The sequence below is a fragment of the Sphingomonas qomolangmaensis genome (genome assembly GCF_024496245.1).
GTDB lineage: Bacteria > Pseudomonadota > Alphaproteobacteria > Sphingomonadales > Sphingomonadaceae > Sphingomonas > Sphingomonas qomolangmaensis.
In genome coordinates, this window is sequence record NZ_CP101740.1 from 2,583,671 (window position 1) to 2,603,520 (window position 19,850).

Below are 19,850 nucleotides of genomic sequence, written 5' to 3' on the forward strand. Positions count from 1 at the left end.
GCGGCGGCGGCGGCGCGATCAACGCTGACCTATCGGCGGTATCGGCTCAGTCGTCGTCGGGGCCGAGCGCGGCATCGAGGTCGCGCGGGCGAACGAAGCGGGTGAGACGTGCGCCGCCTTCACGCGCATCGGCCCAGCCGCCCTCCCATTCGAGCACCGCGACCGCCGCGGTGGGATATTTCAGCTCGACCTCGCCGCGCAGCGCGTCGCGCTTCGATTGCGGGACCAGCAGCAGCACCAGGTCCTCGAGCCCCGGATTATGCCCGACCATCAGCGCCCTTTGCGAACCCGCGGGCAGATCGTGGACGACGTCGAGCAGGGTCGCGGCCGACGCCAGATAGATGCGGCGATCCCAGGCGGGGGCAAGCTTCTCGCCATAGCCGGTGTAGAAATGGTCGAGCGTTTCGATCACGCGGATTGCGGGCGAGGCGACCACATGGTCGAACCCCAGTTGCTCGGCTTTGAGATAGCGGCCGATCGTCTGCGCAGCCTGTTTGCCGCGGGCGTTGAGCGGGCGATCGAAATCGCGGGTGACGGGGTCGGTCCAGCTCGATTTGGCGTGGCGAAGCAACGTCAGGCTGGGCATCGTCGTCTCCGTCAGGCTGTCTCGCGGCTCTCTTGCCCCAGCGTCGCGGCGATGGCCAGCCCGCGCGAGATCTCGACCGCCTCGTCGAGCGTGACGCGGCGGATCGGGGTGCCGGCGGGGAAGGCGGTGAGCAGCCGCGTCGGGCAGGCCGAGGACAGCAGCACGAACGCCCCGTGATCGTCGGCGCGGCGGATCAGCCGGCCGAACGCCTGCGCCAGCCGGGCGCGTACCAGCCGGTCGTCATAGTCCTTGCCGCCATTGGCCAGTCGCCGCGCGGCGTGGAGGACGCTCGGCTTGGGCCAGGGCACCCCCTCCATCACCACCAGCCTGAGCGAACGCCCGGGGACGTCTACACCGTCGCGCAGCGCGTCGGTGCCGATCAGCGAGCTTGCCGGATCGTCGCGGAAGATGTCGACCAGCGTGCCGGTGTCGATCGGATCGACATGCTGCGCGAGCAGGGTCAGCCCCTCGCGCGCCAGCCGATCGGCGATGCGGGCATGGACACCGCGCAAGCGCCGGATCGCGGTGAACAGCCCGAGCGCGCCGCCGCCCGAGGCGACGATCAGCCGGGCATAGGCGTTGGCGAGCGCGGGCAGATCGCCGCGCTTGATGTCGGTGACGATCAGCACTTGCGCCTGGCCGGCATAGTCGAACGGGCTTTGCGCCTCGAAATGCAGCGGCGGGCGGATCAGATGCGGCGCACCAACGCGGGCATCGGCGACGTCCCAGTCGCCGCCCGCGCGCAACGTCGCCGAGGTGATCAGCACGCCATGCGCGGGTTTGAGCACCGCATCGGCAAAGGGTCGGGTGGGGTCGAGCCAGCGGCGGTGGATGCCGATGTCGAATTCGCGGCCCTCATAGCGCTCGACCGCGAGCCAATCGACGAAATCGGGGTCGGCGGGGCCGCCGATGCGGGCGACCAAGGCGCTCCACGCCCCGACCATGTCGGCGCGCCAGCCGAGCGACGCCACCGCGCCCTCGATCCGCGCGCGCGCCTGGCCGTCGAGCCAGTCGGGGGCGTCGGACAGCACGGCTTCGAGGCGGCGACCGAGCACCACCAACGGGCGCAGCAGTGCGTCGAGCGCGACCGCGGCTGCGGCGGCGGCTTCGATCAGCGCAGGATCGGGTTCGGCGAGCTCGGTCTCGAGGCCATAGCCGGCATCGACCCCGCCGCTTTCGTCGCGCGCGAAGACCAGGCCGCGCACGGCGGCGAGCAGATGCTCGATCGGGCCGAACGGCTGGCCTTCGAGCACGCGGCCAATCCAGCCATCAGCGGGCAAGGCGCGCGCCGCATCGACTGCTTCGCCGATCGCGATGCCGCCCTGTTCGTCATAGCTTGCGACGTCGGACAAGCGCGCCGCCAGCCCTCGCCTGCGGCCACGGCCCGATCCTTCAGGCCCCATGATCCAGCGGCGGACCTCGATCGTCTCGGCCCCCGACAGCGCGACGCCGAACATCGAATCGGCGGCCTCGAACAAGTGATGACCCTCGTCAAAGACATAACGGGTGGGGCGGGTCGTTGCTTCGCGCCCGCGCGCGGCGTTGACCATCACCAGCGCGTGGTTGGCGATGACGATATCGGCGTCGGCCGATGCGCGCGCTGCGCGCTCGATGAAGCATTTGCGGTAATGCGGGCAGCCGGCATAGACGCACTCGCCGCGCCGGTCGGTCAGCGCGGTCGATCCGTTGCGGCGGAACAATTGCGGCAGCCAACCGGGGAGATCGCCGCCGATCATGTCGCCATCGGCGGTATAGGCCGCCCAGCGCGCGACGAGCTGCGCCAATATCGCCGCCCGGCCCGCGAAGCCGCCCTGCAACGCATCCTCGAGATTGAGCAGGCAGACGTAATTCTCGCGCCCCTTGCGGGTGACGATCCGCGCCTTTCGCTCGGCGGCGTCGGGGAACAGCCGCGCGCCTTCATGCCCCAATTGGCGTTGCAACGCCTTGGTGAAGGTCGACACCCACACCGCGCCGCCTGCGCGCTCGGCCCAGAGCGAGGCAGGCGCGAGATAGCCCAGGGTCTTGCCGATCCCGGTGCCCGCTTCGGCCATCACCATATTGGGGGTGTCGCGCATCGCGCGCGGGGCAAAGGCCTGCGCGACGGTGGTGGCGAAGCTGCGCTGGCCGGCGCGAATCTCAGCCCCCGCGCCCGTCAGCGCGTGGAGGCGGGTGAGCACCGCGTCCTCGTCGACCTGGACGGTGCGCGGCGCCGGGCGCGGCGCGGCTTCGTCCCATTCGGGCAGTTTGGAGAACAGCCAGCGTTCGGCGGTGGCGGGCTTGGTGAGGCGCGGGCCGACCACCGGTGCCCAGGGCCAGCGCGCGCGTGCGAGCGACTGCGCCGCGGTCCACGCCCCCTCGCGCTCCGACCAGTCGCCGCCCGCCAGATCGAGCAGCGCGATCGCGGTGGCGCGCAGCATCGCGGCAATCTCGCCGTCGCTCGCGGGCACCGGCAGCGCGCAGGCGCGCGCGATTCCGGCGGGCGTGGGAACGATGAAGCGCGCGGGGAAGAGGAAGGCGTAAAGTTCGAGCAGGTCGAGCCCTGAGAGTTCGGGATGGCCGAGGCGCTGGCCGACCAAGGGTGCGTTGAGCAGGATCACCGGCGTGTCGGCGGCGGCGCGGATCGCTGCGCCGCGCGAAAGTTCGCGCACCCCGTCGGCATCGGCGAGCCAGACCCCCGAATGGCTGGCGTGGAGTGCGGGGAAGGGGAGGGTGGTCACCTCCCGAGATTAGCCTAGGCGGAACAGAAAGAAAACGCTTACCAGAGCACGCCCTTCACCGGCTTGATCGGTTCGGGGGCGGGGTCGCCGATCGATTGCTTGAGGTCGATCTCGATCGTCCGGCACATCGCGGTCAGCGGGACGTCGTGGATGGTGTTGCTGAACGGATCGGTGAGGTCGTCGCCGATCTGGAGCGCGGCGAGGAACATCAGCCCGGCGATCGTCGATCCGACCGGGGTCGCCCAGCCCAACGTCTCGACCAACCCGATCGGCAGCAACAGGCAAAAGACGCGGGCGAAGAATTGCGGGAAGAAGCGATATTGCATCGGCAGCGGGGTGTTCTTGATCCGCTCCATCCCGCCTTGCGCATTGGCGATGTCGACCATGATGCGCTCGACCTGGGTCTGCTGGATCGTGTCGAGCCAGCCTTCGGCCTGCGCCTGCGCCAGCCGCTTGGCGGTACCGTCGAGAAAGCCGTTGGCGGGGTTGGCGCGCGCCATCGCCTCGTCGGCCTCTTCCTTCGAGAGCAGCGCATAGACTTCGGGGCAATCGCCGGTGCGCCGCAACTGGCTGCGCAGCGCGTGGACATAGGCGACGTGGCGCAGGACGATCGATCGCTTGAGGTCGATCGCGCGCTGTGGCTGGTCGGGCAGGAACGCCACCGCCTCGCGCGCCAGGTTGCGCGAGGCGTTGATCATCGCGCCCCAGAGGATCCGGCCCTCCCACCAACGCTGATAGGCCGAGCTGTCGCGAAAGCCGAGGAACAGCGCGAGCACGGTGCCGAAGATCGTCAGCGGCAGCGAGGGGGCGGTGTAGGGCAGTTCGGTGTAGAAATAGGTGACCGCGACGTCCCAGACGAACAGCAAGGTGAGTGGCCGCCACACTTCACGGACGATCCGCGTGAAGCGCGGGGTGCTGTTCAAGATCATGTCGGTTATCCGAGGCTTGGCAAAATGGTGCGCGGCAACAATTACCCTGTGCCGGCATGGTTCCGTCAACGCATTTGTCGGGAACGCTATCGGACGCTAGATCGCGCAGCATGACCGACACCAACAGCATCCGCGACGCCGCTCTCGTTTCCAAGGCCTGGCCCTATGAAGAGGCGCGCAAGCTTCTGAAGCGCTATCCAGGCGGCAAGCCCGGCGGCGCACCGGTGCTGTTCGAAACCGGCTATGGTCCGTCGGGGCTGCCGCATATCGGCACCTTCAACGAAGTGCTGCGCACGACGATGGTACGGCGCGCCTTTGCCGAACTCAGCGACCAGCCGACGCGGCTGCTGGCGTTCAGCGATGACATGGATGGCTTGCGCAAGGTGCCCGACAATGTGCCCAACCGCGCGATGCTGACCGAGCATCTGGGCAAGCCGCTGACGCAGGTGCCCGACCCGTTCGAGAAGTTCGAAAGCTTCGCGCATCACAACAACGCGATGCTGCGCTCGTTCCTCGACGGGTTCGGCTTCGAATACGAGTTCGCCTCGTCGACCGATTATTATCGCGGCGGCCAGTTCGACGACGCGCTGCGCGGGGTGCTGCGCCATTACGCCGCGATCATGGACGTGATGCTGCCGACGCTGGGGGCCGAGCGGCGCGCGACCTATTCGCCGATCCTGCCGATCAGCCCGACCAGCGGCGTGGTGCTGCAGGTGCCGGTCGAGGTTATCGACGCCGAGGCGGGAATCGTCGCCTTCGAGGATGACGGCCAGCGGATCGAGCAATCGGTGCTGGGCGGCGGCGCCAAGCTGCAATGGAAGGTCGACTGGGCGATGCGCTGGGTCGCGCTCGGCGTCGATTACGAGATGTCGGGCAAGGACCTGATCGATTCGGTGATCCAGAGCTCGAAGATCGCGCGGGTGCTGGGCGCGCGGCCGCCCGAGGGGTTCAACTACGAGATGTTCCTCGACGAACTGGGGCAGAAGATTTCGAAGTCGAAGGGCAATGGGCTGAGCCTCGAGCAATGGCTGAGCTACGGCCCGCCCGAGAGCCTGGCCTTCTATGCCTATCGCGAGCCCAAGAAGGCAAAGCAGTTGCACCTTGGCGTCATCCCGCGTGCGATCGACGAATATTGGCAGTTCCGCGCGGCCTATGCCGACCAGCCGGTCGAGCAGCGGCTGGGCAATCCGGTGCACCACATCCATGGCGGCCCGCCGCCAGCCGAGGCGCTGCCGGTCACTTTCGGGCTGCTGCTCAACCTGGTCGGGGTGATGGGCGAGACGACCAAGGACCAGGTTTGGGGGTATCTCGCCAATTACGTCCCCGATGCGTCGGCTGCGCGCTATCCCGCGCTCGACCGGCTGATCGACCATGCGATCGCGTACACGCGCGACGTGGCCGAGAAGCCGGTGCGGCGCGCGCCCGAGGGCGTCGAGGTCGCGGCGCTCGAACGGCTCGATGCCGAACTGGCGGCGCTGCCTGCGGGGGCTTCGGCCGAGGACATCCAGAACATCGTCTACGAAATCGGCAAGACCGGCGGGTTCGACAATCTGCGCGACTGGTTCAAGGCGTTGTACGAGACGCTGCTAGGGACCAGCCAGGGGCCGCGGATGGGGAGCTTTGTCGCATTGTACGGCGTGGCGAATACGCGGGGGTTGATTGGCGAGGCGCTGGGGCGAGCGGCGTGAACGACGGGGGTCCGAACGTCGGAAAGCTACAAAAGCTACACTACGTCCCCCCCGGATTCGCCCCTCCCGCCGCACGAGACGCGATGCGGGTGGGGGATGAGGGGGACGTGTTCATGCGGTTTGGTTATCAAAGCGAGGGCTTGTAGGACAGCGGGGTTTGGTTGGCGGCTTAGCGGTCTGGTTGACGGAGTTGCGCGAAGTGGTGGTTAGCTGCCGTTCCCAGATCGTCACCCCGGACTTGGTCCGGGGTCCACCGAGCCGCCGGGTGCTGTCGGTACTAGTGGAAAGCGAACTCGACGAGACTCGCCGCACTGCCTGCTGCACGGCAGACCCCGGACCAAGTCCGGGGTGACGATGGAAATCCCGGCGGCAAATGAGCGGAAGCCGACAGGGCGCATTGATAGGTCGACGCCCAGCTTCGTCACCCCAGCGACAGCTGGGGTCTCTCGCGACCGCAAGACCGCCGCTTGCCGCACTGGACCCCAGCTTTCGCTGGGGTGACGGTTGAAGGGGGGCGGGGGATTTCGGTTGAGCGCGCCGCGGCGCGTGGCATAGTGGGCTAATGCACCTTGCTCCCGTCACGCTGACCCCGCTCGAACCCGGCCAGCGCCGGGTGATGCACCTGCATGCCATCGTCCCCGCGCTGGTGCCGGTGATCGTCGGCGCCGGCATCGGCACCGCGCTGTTCGTGCAACTGGGCTGGCCCGGCTGGGTGCTGCCGCTGCTCGCGCTGCCGCTGGCCTATTGGATCGTCGCGATCGCGCCGAAGCGGCGATTCGAGGCGTGGGGGTGGGCGCTCGCCGAAGACGAATTGCATGTCGCCTGGGGGGTGTGGACGCAGGTGCATACGATCGTGCCGCTGAGCCGCGTCCAGCATCTCGACGTCGCGCAGGGGCCGATCGAGCGCGCGAACGGCGTCGCGCGGCTGATCGTGCATACCGCGGGGACCGCGCATGCGACCGTGGTGCTGCCGGGGATCACCCGCGCCACCGCCGAAGACCTGCGCGACCGGATCCGCGAGCATATCCGCGCCGAACCCTGGTGAGCGGCTTGCCGACCCTCGACGCGCCGCGGCGGCTGCATCCGGCGACGGTGCTGCTGGGCGTGCTGCGCCAGGCGCCGTCGACCTTGCTCGGGCTGCCGGCGCTGTTCGCGGTGATGTCGCGGACGTCGTTCCTCTATATCGCGCTGGGGGCGGTGGCGATCACGCTGGTGGCGGCGGGGTTCAAATGGCTGGCGTGGCGGCGCTTCACCTATGCGCTGACCGCCGATTCGGTGGTGATCGAGAGCGGGATGCTCAGCCGCAACCGGCGGATCATCCCGTTCGAGCGCGTGCTCGACGTCGATATCGAGCGCAAATTGCTCGCGCGGGTGTTCGGGCTGGCGAAGGTGAAGCTCGAGACCGGCGGATCGGGCGAGGATGAGGGCGATCTCGACAGCGTGTCGCTGACCGAAGCGTATCGGCTGCGCGAGGTGATCCGGCGGCGCGGGGTTGCGGTCGATTCGGCACCGGCTGCGAGCGCTGAGGCGTCACCGATCGTGTTCGCGATGGGGGTGCCGCGCGTCGTGCTGTGGGGGTTGTTCAACTTCTCGCTGGTGTGGCTAGGCGTGCTGTTCGGGACGCTGCAATATTTCGAGGATTGGCTGGGTTACAATATCTGGGGGCGTGCATTCTGGCAGCAACTGTTCGCGCGCACCGAGCTAGCCGCCGACTGGACGATGGTGGCGTGGCTGATCGCGGGAATTGCGATCGCGTCGCTGGGGGTGGTCGCGGGGCTCGTGCGGACGCTGCTGCGCGATTTCGGCTTTACGCTGCGCGACGAGGACGGGCGCTATCGCCGCTCGCGCGGGCTGCTGACGCATAGCGAAGTGGTGATTGCGCTGCGCCGGGTGCAGCTGGCGGTGATCGATACCGGCTGGGTGCGGCGGCGGCTGGGTTGGTCACGGCTGAAGCTGCAGACGATGGGCGGCGAAGGCGAGACGGGGACGCCCGAGGTCGCGCCGTTCGCGCGCGATGCCGAGGTCGATCGGCTGCTCGCGCCGCTGGCGATGGTGCGCGCCGATCCCGAAGCGTTGACGCGGGTGTCGAGCGGGCATGTGTGGCGCGCGGTGCTTCGCCATGTCGGGGTGCCCGCGGTCGCGATCGTGATCGGCGCATTCTTCGCGCTGCCGATCCTGTTCGCGTTGCCCTTGCTGCTGCCGGTGCTGGCGGTGGCGCTGCTGCGGCGGCGTTATCATCGCTACGGCCTCACGGGGGAGGTGTTGCCGGGGGATGCGCTCTATGTCCAGCGCGGGGTGCTGACGCGCAAGCAGTGGATCGTCCCGGTGCGCAACGTCCAGGTGGTGACGATCCGCCGCAGCTGGCTGCAGCGCCGGCTGGGGGTGGCGACGCTGCACCCCGATACCGCGGGCGGCGCGGTGCTCGACGGGGCGTCGGTGCGCGATATCCGGGTGGGGGATGCGTGGGCGCTGGCGGGGGCGTTGCGCGAGCGGCGGCTGGGGTTGGGCGAGCTTCCCATTTCTGCTCCCCTCCCTGGTTAAGGGAGGGGTTGGGGGTGGGTCGGTTCTTTGGGAACCGCTGCGCCCGCCAACCGGCCTACCCACCCCCGGCCCCTCCCTGTCCAGGGAGGGGAGAAGTCTAGCGCGGGCGGGTCCATAGCAACGGATCGCGCGGGGTGTCGGGGTAGCCCTCGCGCGCCCGCGCTTGGCTGAAGCTCCGCACGATCCAGCCGAGCTTTTCGCCGCCCGAGGTGGTGACGCGGTGGTCCCAGGCATGTTCGCCGCGCTCGCCGACGCGGCGTGCGATGTCGCCGTAGATCCCCGCGGCCGCGAGCACCGCCCAGGCCGAGCGGAAGGACAACGCCTTGGTGCCGACGCGCGCGCTTGCCTCGTGGAGTTCGGCGCGGTCGGCCAGGCGCTTCGAGAGCACCGCTAGCCGCTGGCGGAAGGGGGGCTTCATGTGCTGGCCCGGCGGGATGTCCATCTCGACCAGCCATTCGACGGGGAGGTAGCAGCGGCCGACGCGGTCATCCTCCTCGATATCGCGCGCGATATTGGCGAGCTGGAAGGCGAGGCCGAGGTCGCAGGCGCGGTCGAGCGTTGCCTCGTCGGCGGGGTCGACCCCCATCACCACCGCCATCATGCAGCCGACGACGCCGGCGACATGATAGCAATAGCGATAGAGATCGGCCTCGCTGCGCGGGCGCCAGTCATCGGCGTCGAGCTGGAAGCCCGCGACGACATCGTCGGCGAAGCGCTTGGGCATGCGCGTTTCGGCAGCGACGATCCGCAGCGCGTCGAAGGCGGGATCGCCGACCCATTGGCCGGCAAAGGCGGCGTCGGTCTTGGCGCGGATTTCAGCGATTCGCGCCTGCGGATCGGCGACGATCTGCATGCCATGGCCATGGTCCTGCCCGTCGGCGAGGTCGTCGCACGCGCGGCACCAGGCGTAGAGCAGCCAGGCGCGCTCGCGGGTGGCGCGATCGAACAGCCGCGAGGCGGCGGCGAAGCTCTTCGATCCACGCGCGATCGATTGCTGCGCGGTGGCGACGATCGCGGCGCGCGCGGGCAGGGGGTGGGTCACTGGCTTACATTCCGTTCGCACTGAGCTTGTTGAAGTGCCGTACTTCTTTTGCCGGGATAGAGAAGAACGGTGCTTCGACAAGCTCAGCACGAACGGGGAGGGAGTAAGGGATCAAATATGCGTCAAAGCTCTTCGCGCGACATCCGGAAGATCGGGGTGTGGGGCTCGTACGCCGCCATCTTGCCCAGCAGCCGCGAGAGGTCGTCCTCGACGATCAGGATGTCGCGGTGCTGCGGGCGCAGGAAGCCGGTGGCGGCCATCTGGTCGACGAAGGCGATCAGATGGTCGTAATAGCCCGCCACGTTGAGCAACCCGACCGGGTCCGAATGATAGCCCAATTGCGACCAGCTCATCGCTTCCCATAATTCGTCCATCGTGCCGGTGCCGCCGGGGATGGTGACGAAGCCGTCGGACAATTCGGTGAATCGCGCCTTGCGCTCGTGCATCGTCGCGACGGTTTCGAGCGACGTGAGCCCGCGATGCGCGACCTCGGCATTGACCAGCGCTTCGGGGATCACGCCGATGACTTCGCCGCCGGCTTCGAGCGCGGCGTCGGCGACCGCCCCCATCAGGCCGAGCCGCCCGCCGCCATAGACGACGCCGATGCCGCGCTCGGCGAGGGTGCGGCCCACGTGCCGCGCGCATTCGATATACACCGGGTCGGCGGGGGTCGCCGAGCCGCAATACACTGCGAGCCGTTTCATGCTGCCGAACCTCCCCCGCAGGGGGAGGGGGACCATGCGCAGCATGGTGGAGGGGGGCTGCCAAGGGCGATACCGCGTGGGGCGATCCCCCTCCACCGCTTCGCGGTCCCCCTCCCCCTGCGGGGGAGGATTGCGCTAGGGTTCATCGCGCGCTCTCCAGCATCAGCTTGGCGGTAGCCTTCGCGCTACCCACGACCCCCGGGATGCCCGCGCCCGGATGCGTGCCCGCCCCGACGAAATACATGTTGGGGATGTTGTCGTCGCGATTGTGCGCGCGGAAATAGGCGCTCTGGGTCAGCAACGGTTCGAGCGAGAAGGCGCTGCCCTGGTGCGCGTTCAAATCGTCGCTGAAGTCCTTTGGCGTATAGCTGAACTTGGTGACGATCCGTTCGTGGATGTCGGGGATCAGCCGGCGACCGATCTCGTCGAGGATGCGCTTTTCGAGGATCGGCGCGATCTCGTCCCAGTCGGCGGGGAATTTGCCGCGATGCGGGACCGGGGCTAGCGCGTAGAAGGTCGAATGCCCCTCGGGCGCCATCGACGGATCGGTGACGGTCGGGTGGTGGAGGTAGAGCGAGAAATCCTCGGACAGCACGCCATGATCATAGATGTCGGCGAGCAGCTCCTTATAGCGCGGGCCGAACAGGATCATGTGGTGCGGGATGCCGGGCCAGGTGCCCTTGATGCCGAAATGGACGACGAACAGCGACGGTGAATATTTCTTCTTCTCGAGCTTCTGCGCGGTGCGCTGCGCGCTGCGCGAACCCTTGAGCAGTTCGCGATAGCTGTGGACGATATCGCCGTTCGACGCGCAGGCATCGACGTCGAGATGATAGCCCTTCTGCGTCGTCACGCCGGTGACTCGGTCGCCGAGCGTTTCGATCGCGGCGACCGGATCGTCGAGGCGCACTTCGCCGCCGAGCCGCTCGAAATGGCGAACCATGCCAGCGACCAGCTTGTTGGTGCCGCCCATCGCGAACCACACGCCGCCGTCGCGCTCGAGCTTGTGGATCAGTGCGTAGATGCTCGACGTCTTCATCGGATCGCCGCCGACCAGCAGGGTGTGGAACGACAGCGCCTGGCGCAGTTTCTCGTTCTTCACGAAGCCCGAAACGATCGAATAGACCGAGCGCCACGCCTGGTATTTGGCGAGCGCGGGCGCGGCCTTGAGCATCGAGCCGAAGTCGAGGAACGCGGTCGAGCCGAGCTTGAGATAGCCCTCCTCATACACGCCGGCCGAATATTCGAGGAACTTGGCATAGCCTGCGATGTCGGCGGGATCGAGCTTGGCGATCTCGGCCTTCAGCACCGCATCGTCGTTGGTATAGTCGAAATTCGTGCCGTCGACCCAGTTGAGCCGATAGAAGGGCAGCACCGGCGCGAGCGTGACGTCGTCGGCCATGTCGTGGCCCGACAGCGCCCACAGCTCCTGCAGCGCTTCGGGCGCGGTGATGACGGTGGGGCCGCCATCGAAGACGAAGCCGTCCTTCTCCCAATAATAAGCGCGGCCGCCGGGCTTGTCGCGGCCTTCGAAAATCGTCGTCTGGACGCCGGCCGCCTGGAGGCGGATGGCGAGGGCAAGGCCACCAAAGCCTGCGCCGATCACCGCTGCGGTCTTCACTAATTCGTCTCCCGGATGGCGGCGATCGCGCGGCCGATGGGCACCGGCGGCTTGCCGGTTAATACCCTCAGCTTGTCGAATGCCGTGGAATGGCCCGCGTAGAAGCGGCTGACCAGCCGCGCGTCGAGGCGGTAAAAGCGTTCGAGGACGCGATAGCGTTCCTCGGGTTCGGCGGCCTTGAACAGCATCGCCGAAAGCATGCGGTAGAAGCGACGGCTGCCCCAGGTCGAGGCGGCCATGCCGTGCAAGGCTTCGTGGAGCGCGGCACCCGAATAATCGGTCATCCGCGCGACCGCGGCGGCCGTGCGGACCGCATCGGGCAGCGAATAGCCGGTGAGCGGGTGGAATTGGCCCGCGCGCATGCCGGCCTTGGCCACCTGTTTGCCGCCCGAATTCCAATAGCCCGCGAAATCGCCGCCGAACGCCACGGGCAGCGCGCCGCTTTCCTGGCGGGCGACCCGCTCGACCTGCCAGCCGCGCGCGGCGGCGTATTCGGCGATTCGCGATTTGTTGTCGGTCACGGCGATCTCGGGGGTGTCGCTGTAATAGGTGTCCTCGACGAACATCCTTTTGCGACCGAAGGGCAGGCAATAGACGAAGCGATAGCCGTCGATCTGCTCGACCGTCGCGTCCATCACCATCGGGCGCGGGGCTTCGTGCGGTGCGGCGAGCTCGAGCTCCTCGCCGACGAATTTCTGCCAGCCCATGTCGAGATGCGACAGGTCGCCCGCGCCGCGGCAATCGATGACGCCATCGGCCTCGACCCGGTCGCCATCGGCGAGCACGACGGCGGTGGGGGTGACCTCGGCCACCTTGCGGCGAAGCATCAGCGCCTGCGGTGGCAGCTTTTCGCGCACGACCTTGTCGAGCCGGTCGGATTCGATGCTGAAATAGGGTTCGCGGATCGTCCGGCCATGCGCCGGAAAGGCGATGTCGTAGCTGTCCCAGCCGTAGGTGATCAGGGGGCTGAGGATCCAGCGATGTTCGGGTGCAACGTCGGAGGCGAAGAACGACCACACATGGTTGCCGCCGATGACGCCGGCGGCGTCGATCAGCCGGACGTCGCAGCCCGGGCGCATCTCGCGCAGCGCCAGCGCGATGAGGCCGCCAGCCAGACCTGCCCCGACAATGGCGACGTTGCAGCGGATGATCGACGACATGCGCTCAGGCCTAGCCGGGATCGTGGCGGGGCGAAAGGGGACGAAAGGTGGTGGGGTGGGGTGGGGGAAGCCACCATCCCTCCTTTTGCTCCCCTCCCTGGTCAAGGGAGGGGCCGGGGGTGGGTCGGCTTGTTGGGGAACGGCGCGCCCGGCAACTGGCCTACCCACCCCCAACCCCTCCCTTACAGGGAGGGGAGAAGGTTGGCGCCTACCCTCTTCCTTAGAGCAGTTAAGTTACCCGCGCGGTGGGCGACCGCCGCCGCCGCCGCTGCCGCGATGCGGGGTTGCCTTGTGGCGGGTTACCGGGCGCGCGCTGAGGCGGTTGCGCGGGGGGCCGCCGCGTTCGCGGCCGCCGGGCGAGGGCGGGCCGTCGATCGCCTGGATGCCGATGCCGCTCGAATCCTCGGCCTCGCTGCGCTGGACCGCGACGTTGAACTTCTGGGCGATCGCGCGCGGGATTTCGAACAGCGTTTCATTGTCGGCGATGCGGATCGCGCCGACCTCGTTCTTGGTGATGTGACCGCGGCGGCACAGCAAGGGCAGCAGCCAGCGCGGATCGGCGTTCTGGCGGCGGCCGATGTCCATGCGATACCAGACGGTATCCTCGAACCCGGCGCGCGGGCCGCGATCGCGTTCCTGGCGGTCGTTCGAGCCGCCCTGGCTCTGGTCGAGCATTTCCTCGGGGCGCGGCATCGTTGCGCGATGCGCGCGTACCAGCCGTGCGGCGATATCCTCGGGCGTCGACTGTTCGAGCAGCCGCGCGCCGAGCGCGCGATCCTCGTCGTCGATCTCGATCGGCGCGGTCAGCGCAACGAGCAGGCGTTCGCGGTCCTGCTTCTGAATGTCCTCGAGCGTCGGCGCTTCGATCCATTCGGCGTTGATCTTGGCGCCGCGCAGCACGCCTTCGACTCGCTTGCGGCGCGGATAGGGGACGATCAGGATCGCGGTACCCTTGCGTCCCGCGCGCCCGGTGCGGCCCGAGCGATGCTGGAGCGTCTCGGCATCGCGCGGCAGCTCGACATGGACGACTAGGCTGAGCGTCGGCAGATCGATGCCGCGCGCGGCGACGTCGGTGGCGACGCAGACGCGCGCGCGCTGATCGCGCAGCGCCTGCAGCGCGTGGTTGCGCTCGTTCTGGCTATGCTCGCCCGACAGCGCGACCGCCGCGAAGCCACGCTCGACCAGGCTGGCGTGGAGCCGGCGCACCGCGTCACGGGTGGCGCAGAACAGCATCGCGGTTTCGGCTTCGTGCAGGCGCAGGAGGTTCACCACCACCGCTTCGATATCGGCAGGCGCGACCGCAACTGCCTGATAGACGATGTCGCCATGGCCGCGATCCTCGCCGACGGTCGAGATGCGCAGCGCGTCGCGCTGGTAGCGCTTGGCGAGCGCGACGATCGGCTTGGGCATCGTCGCCGAGAACAGCAACGTGCGGCGCTCGTTCGGCGTCGCGTCGAGGATTTCCTCGAGATCTTCGCGAAAGCCCATGTCGAGCATCTCGTCGGCTTCATCGAGCACCGCGACTCGCAGCGCCGACAGGTCGAGCGCGCCGCGTTCGAGATGGTCGCGCAACCGGCCGGGGGTGCCGACGACGATATGCGTGCCGTGGCTGAGCATCCGCCGCTCCTTCGACGCGTCCATGCCGCCGACGCAGGTGGCGATGCGGGCATGCGCGCCGGCGAACAGCCATTCGAGCTCGCGGCTGACCTGGAGCGCCAGCTCGCGGGTCGGCGCGATGATCAGCGCGAGCGGCGCGCGCGGCTGGGGCAGCTGGCCCTCTTCCATCAGCTGTTCGGCCATCGCGAGACCGAAGGCGACGGTTTTGCCCGAGCCGGTCTGCGCCGAGACGACCATGTCGCGGCCGAGCGCTTCGGGCTCGATCACCGAAGCCTGGACGGGGGTCAGCGCGGTATAGCCACGCGCTGCGAGCGCTTCACCAAGAAGCGGCGGAATGTTCTGGAAAGTCATGCAATGTCCGAATGTTGGGGCGCATCATGCACCCGTCAAGCCATGGTTTGGGGGCTCAGAGGGATTGGCCGGCGGCGACGCCGCTGGCCCATGCCCACTGAAAATTATAGCCGCCCAGCCACCCGGTGACGTCCACGGCCTCACCGACCCCATACAGACCTTGGACGCGTTTGGCTTGCATTGTTTGCGATGAGAGCTCGGCGGTGGCGATTCCGCCCGCGGTGACCTCGGCCTTGGCATAGCCTTCGGTGCCGTTGGGGGTGAAGGACCAGGCCGAAAGCGTGCGTTCGGCCTCGTCGAGGCGGCGGTCGGTGAGCGCCGAGAGTTCATCCGCATGGCCCAGGCGTTCGGCGAGTGTCACCGCGAGTCGTTCGGGCAATGCCTCGGCGAGTTGGCGCCGGAGCGTCGAGCGCGGTTGCGCGCGCTTGGCCTCGCGCAGCCAGCCCTGCGCGCGCCCGGGGAGAAAATCGATGCCGACGGGGGTACCATGCTTCCAATAGGACGAGATTTGCAGGATCGCGGGGCCCGAGAGGCCGCGATGGGTGAACAGCGCCGCCTCGCGAAATGCGGTCTTGCCGGTGCGTGCGACGACGTCGGCGGCGACGCCCGAGAGTTCGCGGAACAGCACATCGTCGCCGCCGAGGGTGAGCGGGACGAGCGCGGGGCGCGGCTCGACGACCTTGAGGCCGAAGCGGCGGGCGAGGTCATAGGCGAAGCCGGTGGCACCCATCTTGGGGATCGAAGGCCCGCCGGTGGCGATCACCAGCGCGGGCGCGTCGTGGACGACGCCGCCCAGCGTCACGCGGAAGCGGCCATCGGCATGGTCGATCGCGCTCGCCGCATGGCCGAGGTGCAGGGCGACGCCGCCGCGCTCGCATTCGCCGAGCAGCATCTCGACGATCGCCTTGGCCGAGCCATCGCAGAAGAGCTGGCCGAGCGTCTTTTCGTGCCAGCCGATGCCGTGCCGCTCGACTAAGCTGAGAAAATCCTGCGGGCTGTAGCGCGCGAGCGCCGACTTGGCGAAATGCGGATTGGCCGAGAGAAACCGGTCGGGCGCGGTGTGCAGATTGGTGAAATTGCAGCGCCCACCGCCCGAGATCAGGATCTTCTTGCCTGGGCGATCGGCGTGATCGACCAGCAGCACGCGCTTGCCGCGCTGGCCGGCGACGGCAGCGCACATGAGGCCTGCGGCACCGGCACCGAGGATGATCGCGTCATGGGAAGGCATGGTCGAGGGCATGGGGGGGCGGGTAGCGGAAATCGGCGGGGTTGGCGAATGAGCTCCCCTCCCGCTTTGCGGGAGGGGCTGGGGGAGGGCTTGTTCGAGGGGGCAGCGCGGCGTTCGTGACACGCCCTCCCCCGACCCCTCCCGCAAGCGGGAGGGGGGAAGAAGCTATTTCGCGATCACTCTTGCTTCCTCGGCCAGCATCACCGGCACCCCATCGCGGATCGGATAGGCAAGCCCCGCCGCCTCGGACACCAATTCCCCCGCCGCCTCGTCGTAGCGCAGCGGCGTCCGCGTCGCCGGACAGACCAGCACTGACAACAGCCACGGATCGAGGCTCATTGCGGCGACATCACTGCAGCGTGCCCGCGCCGTCATCGCCTGCGCGCCCGAAGAATTGCATCAGCTGGACGATCAGCTCGGCGCGGTCGTCCAATCGGTCGCTTTCGAGCAGCGCCTGTTTCGAGGCGACGTCGAACGGTGCGATCTGGGCGATGCCGTTGACCAGGCTTTCGTCGTCGAGTCGGCTGACGGCTTCCCAATCGACCGCATAGCCCTGGACCTCGGCGAATCGCCGTGCCTCCATCTCGATCGAGGCGCGGCTGCCGAGCGACAATGTTTCGCCCTCGCGCGCGGTTTCGATCTCGGCCTCGACCTGGCGGAACGACGTGGTGACGTCGAGCTCGCGGATGATGCGGAAGCGCGCGACGCCTTCGAGCACCACGTCGTAGCGCCCGTCCTCGAGCGCTTCGACATCGATGATCCGGCCGACGCAGCCGACCTCGAACAAGGGCGGCGGATCGCCGGGGCCGCGCGGCTGGACCATGCCGATCCGCCGGTCGCGCGCGAGCGAATCGCTGATCATCGCGCGATAGCGCGGCTCGAAGATGTGCAGCGGCAGATGCATCCGCGGAAACAGCAGCGCCCCGCCGAGCGGGAAGACCGACAGGCGGTTGCTCATCCGAACAGGATCGCCGACAGGCGGCGGCGCTGCGACGAGACCCAGGGGTCCTCGAGCCCGACGACCTCGAACAATTTGAGCAAACGCTGGCGCGCCGCGCCGTCGCTCCATTCGCGATCGGCGGCGACGATGTGGAGCAGGTGATCGGCGGCGGCGTCGCGTTCGCCCGCCGCCATCTGCCCGCCCGCGAGTTCGTAGCGCAGTGCGTGATCGTCGGGATTGGCCGCGACCTGCGCCTCGAGCCCCGAAAGATCGTCGACCGGGGTCGCCTCGCGCGCCAGCGCCAGCGCCGATCTGGCGCGGGCGATCGCGGGCGCCTTGGCGGCTTCCTCGGGCAGCGCGGCGATCGCCGCCTCGGCCTCGTCATGGCGCCCTGCGGCGACCAGCGCGCGGACCTGGCCCGAGGCGACCGCGGGATGATCGGGGACCATCTGCGCCAATTGGTCGAACAGCGACAATGCGCGGTCGGCATCGCCCGCGGCGAGCGCTTCCTCGCCCATCGCGATCAGCGGTTCGAGTTCGGCTTCCTGGTCGGCGCTCTCGCTCTGGATCGGCAATTGCGCGAGCAGCTGGTCGAGCATCGCCTTCAGCTGCGATTCGGTGCGCGCAGGCGTCAGATCGGCGATCGGCTGGCCCTGGAACATCGCATAGACCGTCGGCACCGATCGCACCTGGAATTGCGCGGCGATGAACTTGTTCTCGTCGATGTCGAGCTTGGCGAGCACCACGCCCTTGTCGGCATAGGCGGTCGACACCTTGTCGATCACCGGGCCGAGCGCCTTGCACGGCCCGCACCAGGATGCGGTGAAATAGACGATCACCAGCGCGTTCATCGAGGGTTCGACGACGTCGCGGCGGAAGGTTTCGACGGCTTCCTTGTCGGCGGCGGTCATTCCAAGCGTGGCCAAGTCGGGCTTCCTTGCGGATGTTTCGGGTCGATCCCTCATGTGGGCGTTTTGCGGCGGCAGGCCAACCCCCGTCGAAAAGCCGCAGCCGGGGGGTTGCCGCATCCGAAACAGGGTGCTAGTGGCCGCCGCCTTGACCAGACACGCGGGCTTGCCGCTGTCGGGTCGAAGCGCCAGAGCGGGCGTAGCTCAGGGGTAGAGCACAACCTTGCCAAGGTTGGGGTCGAGGGTTCGAATCCCTTCGCCCGCTCCAGCGACTTGATCGATACATCGATAGGGTTGCTGCCGACCGTCGGGATGACGGTCGCCGCCGAGGCGTGCGGGTTTTTTCGGGAAATGCTCCTTCTTCTTCTTCTTCTTCTTCAATCCTCCCCCGCCAGGGGGAGGGGGACCGCGCAGCGGTGGAGGGGGAGGACCCGAGCGAGTCGTTGGGAGTCCTCCCCCTCCACCATGCTGCGCATGGTTCCCCTCCCCCTGGCGGGGGAGGAAAGTGGTTCGCCCCTCCCTATCGCTGCGGTCTCCGCGCCTTTAGACGTCTCCTCCTTCAGGAGGATCGATGCGACTCGAAGGCGACACGGCGGACATTGTGATCGTGGGGACCGGGCATGGTGGGGCGGCGTGCGCGATCGCGCTGCGGCAAGGCGGGTTTGCGGGATCGATCGTGATGGTCGGCGACGAGGCCGAGCTTCCCTATGAGCGCCCGCCCTTGTCGAAGGACTATCTGAGCGGCGAGCGCGCGTTCGAGCGGTTGCTGATTCGCCCGGCGGCGTTCTGGGCCGAGCGCGACGTCGCGTTTCGCTTGTCGACCCGGGTCGTCGCGGTCGATCCGGCGGCGCATCGGCTGACGACGCAGGCGGGCGAGACGATCGGCTATCGCCAGCTGATCTGGGCGACCGGCGGCGCGCCGCGGCGGTTGAGCTGCGCAGGCGGCGATCTCGCCGGCGTCCACACCGTTCGCACGCGCGCCGATGCCGACCGAATGATGGCCGAGCTGCCGCACGTCGCGCGCGCGGTGGTCGTGGGGGGCGGCTATATCGGGCTCGAGGCCGCGGCGGTGCTCGCCAAGGCGGGCAAGCAGGTGGTGTTGGTCGAGGCGCTCGATCGCGTGCTCGCGCGGGTGGCGGGCGAGCCGCTGTCGCGATTCTTCGAGGCCGAGCATCGCGCGCATGGCGTCGACATCCGACTGAACAGTGCGGTCGACTGCATCGTCGGCGAGGATCGGGTCACCGGGGTGCGGCTTGCCGATGGCGAAGTGCTGCCCGCCAATCTGGTGGTGGTAGGCATCGGCATCGTCCCCGCGGTCGAGCCGTTGCTGGCGGCGGGCGCGGCGGGCGGCAACGGGGTGGCGATCGATTCGCAGGGGCGGACCTCGCTGCCCGACATCTTCGCGCTGGGCGATTGCGCGCTGCATCCCAACGGCTTTGCCGGCGGCGAAGTGCGGCTCGAATCGGTGCAGAACGCCAACGACCAGGCGACGGTGGTTGCGCGGACGATCCTGGGCATCCCCGCCGCCTATGATTCGGTGCCCTGGTTCTGGTCGAACCAGTACGACCTGAAATTGCAGACCGTCGGGATTTCGGCGGGGCATGACGAAGCGATCCTGCGCGGCGATCCTGCGAGCCGGAGTTTTTCGGTGGTGTATCTGCGCGAAGGCCGGGTGATCGCGCTCGATTGCGTCAATGCGGTGCGCGACTATGTCCAGGGGCGCAAATTGGTGGTCGAGCAGGCGCGTCCGCCGCGCGAGCAGCTTGCCGATGCCGCGGTGCCGCTCAAGGCGCTCGCCGCCTGAGCTTCGGGCGCAAT

The 19,850-nt window shown here is 68.3% G+C and carries 16 protein-coding genes and 1 tRNA gene; 5 read left to right on the forward strand and 12 right to left on the reverse strand.

What is annotated here, in order from left to right; all coding sequences use genetic code 11:
• Nucleotides 1-46: 46 nt before the first annotated feature.
• Genes NMP03_RS12345 through NMP03_RS12355 form a run of 3 tightly spaced genes read right to left on the reverse strand, consistent with a single transcriptional unit; the run spans nucleotide 47 to nucleotide 4,232 of the window.
• Nucleotides 47-586: a SixA phosphatase family protein gene (locus NMP03_RS12345; RefSeq protein ID WP_256505723.1), complete on the reverse strand. Its 540-nt coding sequence runs from the start codon at nucleotides 584-586 to the stop codon at nucleotides 47-49.
• Nucleotides 587-597: 11 nt separating this feature from the next.
• Complete coding sequence (locus NMP03_RS12350; protein WP_256505724.1) at nucleotides 598-3,303, reverse strand: ATP-dependent DNA helicase; 2,706 nt, start codon at nucleotides 3,301-3,303, stop codon at nucleotides 598-600.
• 38 nt (nucleotides 3,304-3,341) lie between these two features.
• Nucleotides 3,342-4,232, reverse strand: a complete 891-nt coding sequence (locus tag NMP03_RS12355; RefSeq protein ID WP_256505726.1) for a bestrophin family protein — start codon at nucleotides 4,230-4,232, stop codon at nucleotides 3,342-3,344.
• Between the two features lie 110 nt (nucleotides 4,233-4,342).
• Between NMP03_RS12355 and NMP03_RS12360 the strand changes: the two genes are divergently transcribed.
• The 3 genes from NMP03_RS12360 (at nucleotide 4,343) to NMP03_RS12370 (ending at nucleotide 8,461) form a co-directional block, all read left to right on the forward strand.
• Complete coding sequence (locus NMP03_RS12360) at nucleotides 4,343-5,920, forward strand: lysine--tRNA ligase (RefSeq protein ID WP_256505727.1); 1,578 nt, start codon at nucleotides 4,343-4,345, stop codon at nucleotides 5,918-5,920.
• 562 nt (nucleotides 5,921-6,482) lie between these two features.
• Nucleotides 6,483-6,965, forward strand: a complete 483-nt coding sequence (locus NMP03_RS12365; protein WP_256505728.1) for a PH domain-containing protein — start codon at nucleotides 6,483-6,485, stop codon at nucleotides 6,963-6,965.
• A gap of 5 nt (nucleotides 6,966-6,970) precedes the next feature.
• Nucleotides 6,971-8,461 (forward strand): PH domain-containing protein, encoded by a 1,491-nt coding sequence (locus NMP03_RS12370; protein WP_256505729.1) that lies wholly within the window; start codon nucleotides 6,971-6,973, stop codon nucleotides 8,459-8,461.
• A 97-nt stretch (nucleotides 8,462-8,558) separates the two neighbouring features.
• Here the strand turns inward: NMP03_RS12370 and NMP03_RS12375 are convergent, their stop codons facing one another.
• From NMP03_RS12375 to NMP03_RS12415, 9 genes are all read right to left on the reverse strand, one after another.
• Nucleotides 8,559-9,503 carry a phytoene/squalene synthase family protein gene (locus tag NMP03_RS12375; protein WP_256505730.1) on the reverse strand — a complete coding sequence of 315 codons (945 nt, stop codon included), beginning with the start codon at nucleotides 9,501-9,503 and terminating at the stop codon, nucleotides 8,559-8,561.
• Nucleotides 9,504-9,625: 122 nt separating this feature from the next.
• A complete protein-coding gene (locus NMP03_RS12380; protein ID WP_256505731.1) occupies nucleotides 9,626-10,207 on the reverse strand; it encodes an LOG family protein in 582 nt (193 codons plus the stop codon).
• Between the two features lie 142 nt (nucleotides 10,208-10,349).
• Nucleotides 10,350-11,828: a phytoene desaturase gene (locus NMP03_RS12385; RefSeq protein WP_256505732.1), complete on the reverse strand. Its 1,479-nt coding sequence runs from the start codon at nucleotides 11,826-11,828 to the stop codon at nucleotides 10,350-10,352.
• Entirely contained in the window at nucleotides 11,828-12,988 is a 1,161-nt protein-coding gene (gene crtY / locus NMP03_RS12390) for a lycopene beta-cyclase CrtY (RefSeq protein ID WP_256505733.1), read from the reverse strand. The genes NMP03_RS12385 and crtY overlap by 1 nt, the downstream gene beginning before the upstream one ends.
• A 234-nt stretch (nucleotides 12,989-13,222) precedes the next feature.
• A complete protein-coding gene (locus NMP03_RS12395; protein ID WP_256505734.1) occupies nucleotides 13,223-14,956 on the reverse strand; it encodes a DEAD/DEAH box helicase in 1,734 nt (577 codons plus the stop codon).
• Nucleotides 14,957-15,011: 55 nt separating this feature from the next.
• Nucleotides 15,012-16,184 carry a BaiN/RdsA family NAD(P)/FAD-dependent oxidoreductase gene (locus NMP03_RS12400; protein ID WP_406697742.1) on the reverse strand — a complete coding sequence of 391 codons (1,173 nt, stop codon included), beginning with the start codon at nucleotides 16,182-16,184 and terminating at the stop codon, nucleotides 15,012-15,014.
• Nucleotides 16,185-16,349: 165 nt separating this feature from the next.
• On the reverse strand, nucleotides 16,350-16,523 hold the full coding sequence (locus tag NMP03_RS12405) for a Trm112 family protein (RefSeq protein WP_256505736.1): 174 nt from the start codon (nucleotides 16,521-16,523) through the stop codon (nucleotides 16,350-16,352).
• 10 nt (nucleotides 16,524-16,533) lie between these two features.
• Nucleotides 16,534-17,142 carry an LON peptidase substrate-binding domain-containing protein gene (locus NMP03_RS12410; RefSeq protein ID WP_256505737.1) on the reverse strand — a complete coding sequence of 203 codons (609 nt, stop codon included), beginning with the start codon at nucleotides 17,140-17,142 and terminating at the stop codon, nucleotides 16,534-16,536.
• On the reverse strand, nucleotides 17,139-18,035 hold the full coding sequence (locus NMP03_RS12415) for a tetratricopeptide repeat protein (protein WP_256508122.1): 897 nt from the start codon (nucleotides 18,033-18,035) through the stop codon (nucleotides 17,139-17,141). Before NMP03_RS12415 ends, NMP03_RS12410 begins: the two co-directional genes overlap by 4 nt.
• A gap of 190 nt (nucleotides 18,036-18,225) precedes the next feature.
• Between NMP03_RS12415 and NMP03_RS12420 the strand changes: the two genes are divergently transcribed.
• Both NMP03_RS12420 and NMP03_RS12425 read left to right on the forward strand, forming a co-directional pair.
• Nucleotides 18,226-18,300 (forward strand) — tRNA-Gly (locus tag NMP03_RS12420).
• Nucleotides 18,301-18,603: 303 nt separating this feature from the next.
• A complete protein-coding gene (locus NMP03_RS12425; RefSeq protein ID WP_256505739.1) occupies nucleotides 18,604-19,836 on the forward strand; it encodes an NAD(P)/FAD-dependent oxidoreductase in 1,233 nt (410 codons plus the stop codon).
• Nucleotides 19,837-19,850: the final 14 nt, after the last annotated feature.

Bases quoted from the DNA above. Each gene is read 5' to 3' on its own strand.
- NMP03_RS12345 (WP_256505723.1), bottom strand. From the start codon at position 586: ATGCCCAGCCTGACGTTGCTTCGCCACGCCAAATCGAGCTGGACCGAC.
- NMP03_RS12355 (WP_256505726.1), bottom strand. From the start codon at position 4,232: ATGATCTTGAACAGCACCCCGCGCTTCACGCGGATCGTCCGTGAAGTG.
- NMP03_RS12360 (WP_256505727.1), top strand. From the start codon at position 4,343: ATGACCGACACCAACAGCATCCGCGACGCCGCTCTCGTTTCCAAGGCC.
- NMP03_RS12365 (WP_256505728.1), top strand. From the start codon at position 6,483: ATGCACCTTGCTCCCGTCACGCTGACCCCGCTCGAACCCGGCCAGCGC.
- NMP03_RS12380 (WP_256505731.1), bottom strand. From the start codon at position 10,207: ATGAAACGGCTCGCAGTGTATTGCGGCTCGGCGACCCCCGCCGACCCG.
- crtY (WP_256505733.1), bottom strand. From the start codon at position 12,988: ATGTCGTCGATCATCCGCTGCAACGTCGCCATTGTCGGGGCAGGTCTG.
- NMP03_RS12395 (WP_256505734.1), bottom strand. From the start codon at position 14,956: ATGACTTTCCAGAACATTCCGCCGCTTCTTGGTGAAGCGCTCGCAGCG.
- NMP03_RS12400 (WP_406697742.1), bottom strand. From the start codon at position 16,184: ATGCCTTCCCATGACGCGATCATCCTCGGTGCCGGTGCCGCAGGCCTC.
- NMP03_RS12405 (WP_256505736.1), bottom strand. From the start codon at position 16,523: ATGAGCCTCGATCCGTGGCTGTTGTCAGTGCTGGTCTGTCCGGCGACG.
- NMP03_RS12410 (WP_256505737.1), bottom strand. From the start codon at position 17,142: ATGAGCAACCGCCTGTCGGTCTTCCCGCTCGGCGGGGCGCTGCTGTTT.
- NMP03_RS12415 (WP_256508122.1), bottom strand. From the start codon at position 18,035: ATGACCGCCGCCGACAAGGAAGCCGTCGAAACCTTCCGCCGCGACGTC.
- NMP03_RS12425 (WP_256505739.1), top strand. From the start codon at position 18,604: ATGCGACTCGAAGGCGACACGGCGGACATTGTGATCGTGGGGACCGGG.